At 68.9% G+C, this 2,714-nt stretch carries 5 protein-coding genes; 1 reads left to right on the top strand and 4 read right to left on the bottom strand.

All coding sequences use genetic code 11. The features are described 5' to 3' along the window. Window positions 1-59 precede the first annotated feature (59 nt). The 3 genes from VIM26_RS11225 to VIM26_RS11215 all read right to left on the bottom strand — a co-directional run bounded on the left by VIM26_RS11225 (window position 60) and on the right by VIM26_RS11215 (window position 1,537). Entirely contained in the window at window positions 60-749 is a 690-nt protein-coding gene (locus VIM26_RS11225; protein ID WP_331951153.1) for a hypothetical protein, read from the bottom strand. Window positions 750-977: 228 nt separating this feature from the next. Next, complete coding sequence (locus tag VIM26_RS11220; RefSeq protein WP_331951151.1) at window positions 978-1,163, bottom strand: hypothetical protein; 186 nt, start codon at window positions 1,161-1,163, stop codon at window positions 978-980. Continuing rightward, window positions 1,160-1,537, bottom strand: coding sequence for a helix-turn-helix domain-containing protein (locus VIM26_RS11215; protein ID WP_331951149.1), 378 nt, complete (start codon window positions 1,535-1,537; stop codon window positions 1,160-1,162). Before VIM26_RS11215 ends, VIM26_RS11220 begins: the two co-directional genes overlap by 4 nt. A 98-nt stretch (window positions 1,538-1,635) precedes the next feature. Between VIM26_RS11215 and VIM26_RS11210 the strand changes: the two genes are divergently transcribed. Continuing rightward, window positions 1,636-1,848 (top strand): ArsR/SmtB family transcription factor, encoded by a 213-nt coding sequence (locus tag VIM26_RS11210; protein WP_331951155.1) that lies wholly within the window; start codon window positions 1,636-1,638, stop codon window positions 1,846-1,848. 9 nt (window positions 1,849-1,857) lie between these two features. Here the strand turns inward: VIM26_RS11210 and VIM26_RS11205 are convergent, their stop codons facing one another. Then, entirely contained in the window at window positions 1,858-2,523 is a 666-nt protein-coding gene (locus VIM26_RS11205; RefSeq protein ID WP_331951148.1) for a hypothetical protein, read from the bottom strand. Between the last annotated feature and the right edge of the window lie 191 nt (window positions 2,524-2,714).

Genomic DNA, 2,714 nt, shown 5'->3' with positions numbered 1-2,714 from the left:
AGCGTTGACGTCCTATAGGACGTCAACGCTCGGACGTTACGGGTCAGGCCGGAGGCGGGTCAGGCGGAGGCGCGTTGCGGGCGCCGGACGACCACCGGTGGGGTGTCGTCGGCCGCTTGAACGGTGGCCATCTCGCGCACGAGGGCGATGCCGTCGAGCAGCAGGTTGAGCAGGCGCTCGTCCCGGTCCGGGATGCAGGCGACGGCGATCCCGAGGATCGCGCAGCACACGATGCTCGGCGCACCTGAGTCGTGGAAGCCCGACTCCGACGGCTGGATCGCGGACGCGAAGCTGCGGGCCCATGCCGCGGCGTGCGGCACGTCGGCGAGGATCTCGCGGCCGCGTGCGGTCAGGTCGCCGTCGGGCCGGCCCTCGAGCGCGGCCAGGCGGCGCTCGGCGGACAGGATGCCGACGGCCAGCACCCGCTGCGTGTCGGCCGCCACCACGGGCATGGCGGTCGTCGCGCACAGCAGGGCGAGCCGCGCATCGGCGGCCGGGTCGTCACACGTGAGGCCCACGACCGACGGCACGAGCTGGAGGAGCCGCGGGCGACCCTCGTCGGTCATCTGGTCGTTGACGTTCCGGGCGAGGGTGGCGAGCAGGGGGTGCGTGCAGACCGGGTGGTCGCTCCACGCCTCCCCGGCGAGGAAGGACGCGAACTCCATGAAGCACGCCCCGCGTGCCGGACGACGATGCCGGCCGCGCGAGAGTACCGGCATGTAGTCGGGCGGAAGGTTCTGGCGCAACATCTGACACCCCCGGGACGAAGGGACCTGGCGAATCCACCGAAACGGCTGTAGCGCGCTTCGGTACCAACTGTGCGCCGATATCGGGCGTCACACCAGTCCCAGAGCGGCATCCGTTCGTGGGCCGTCGGGGGCGGCGGCCACGAACGAGTCGGCTCCCGATCCGTCCCGCCCAGGCCGTCCCGCGCGACGACAGCCCTCAGGGGCTCCACGGGACTGCCGATGGGGCTCTCACGGGGCTTGCCTCGCCCAGGCCACGGGCCCAAACACCTTGATGAGGTTGCGCGTCGTCTCATCAAGGATTGACTCGCTCCAGTTGATGTCGATCGCACCCAGTTTCGCGGCGTACGCGAGGTAATCACGGAGCGTGCGGGAGATCAGGATGTTCGCGTCGGCGAGCGTGACCGACAGACTCAATCGAGATTCCCGTACTTGTTGGAGAGCGTGGCGACGACGGCCATGTGGTCCTCATCGAGGTGCTCGCGCAGGGCCTGAATCGCCGACGCGGGGATGCGGTGGTGCTTGCCGACCATGCGGAAGTCGACGCGCCCACGGCCGATGAGCTTCATCAGGGTTGGGCGTGACATACCGAGGATCTTGGCCGCCTCGGTCGTGGTGAACTCCTGCTTGGCAGGGATGACGACCGCGCCGACCGACTGCTCGGCATCGAGCAGGGCGAGCACCTTCTTGGCGCTCTCGCGAGGGAGGCGCAGGGTCACCTCGATCTCGGGCTGCTCGCTGGCAAGGCCCGAGCGGAGGAGTTTGACGTCCTCGGTCAGTGCGGTGCTCATGGTGCCTCCCGGCTCCTCGTGCCTAAGTGCTGCAAGTGTAACACTCGGAACCTGGCCGCACGTGATGGTCAAGGTGGACCCCGGGCTCCCGGTGGGAGCTGTGCCGGCACCTGATCGGGGAGTCCATCACGACGTCGGACCTGGCCCGGCGCACCAACCAGACCGAGCCCGCCGTCTCCAGGCACCTCAAGCTCATGCGCGAGGCCGGCCTGATCAGCTCACAACGCGACGGCCGCCAGGTGTTCCACCGCATGCACCCCGCGGTAATCACGCAGCTGGGGCAGGACGCGCTGCGAGCGCTGATGCGGTAGGAGCGAGCCTCACCATACGGTCGACGCCACCCAGTCCAGGTCGCGCTTCGCCTGCTGGCGGGTGTCCTGGTCTTGCTGGTACAGCGCCTCGGTCTTCTCCAGGGTGAGAGTGAACGGCCGACCCTGACGCCGGGTGGTGTGCCGGACCGGCAGACCGGCGTGGTCGAGCTGTCCGTGGACGTGTTGGCGACCGGGCTTGGCCAGCGGCCACTCGTGAGTGCGTTCGGAGCGAGACCCCAGGAACTTCGCGAGCCGGAGACATTCCCCGCAACCGCAGCCGGTCCATTCGATCGACCAGTCGTCGTCCGCTCGCGCTGGACGCTCGACGAGTCGGGTCAACCGGTCACGACAGTCCAGGGCGATGGCGACGACCGCGGCCCTCGACGGCGGTCGGTGTGCCCGGAGAGCCGGAACCAGCAGCTCGACGACGTTGTCGTCCGCGGCTCGCAGCGCCTTGGTGATGCTCGCGCCGCTCTCGTCGGAGACCGCCTCCAGCAATCTTGCCAGCGGCCGGCCAAGCTCGGCCAGGCCCGCGCGTCGTCGGTCGGTGTGATCGTGGCGGACCCAGGTGTCGACCCGGCCCGACAGCCATCGCCAGAGGCGGTCACCCACCTGGTCAGCGAGCGGGTGTTGAGCGACATCGTGGATGACCACCAACGGGTGGGTTGGCGTCACTGAGGGTGATCATGCGTGTCGGGCGGCCCTGAGGGGTTGCCCTTTTTTCGTGGCGACGAGAGCGTGATGACGTCCATCGAAGCGCAACGGCCCTCCCTCAATCCTTGGCCGGATGGGAGGACCGTCGCTTGGTGCTTGGAGGCACCCATGCTGATCGTAGGTACGGACCTGCTCGAGGTCGACCGATCCCT

The sequence above is a fragment of the Pengzhenrongella sp. genome (assembly GCF_036565025.1).
Classification (GTDB): domain Bacteria; phylum Actinomycetota; class Actinomycetes; order Actinomycetales; family Cellulomonadaceae; genus Pengzhenrongella.
This window is presented reverse-complemented; position numbering and strand designations above follow the sequence as displayed.

Excerpts from the sequence above, each read along its gene's own strand:
- VIM26_RS11225 (WP_331951153.1), bottom strand. The coding sequence starts at position 749 with ATGTTGCGCCAGAACCTTCCGCCCGACTACATGCCGGTACTCTCGCGC.
- VIM26_RS11215 (WP_331951149.1), bottom strand. The coding sequence starts at position 1,537 with ATGAGCACCGCACTGACCGAGGACGTCAAACTCCTCCGCTCGGGCCTT.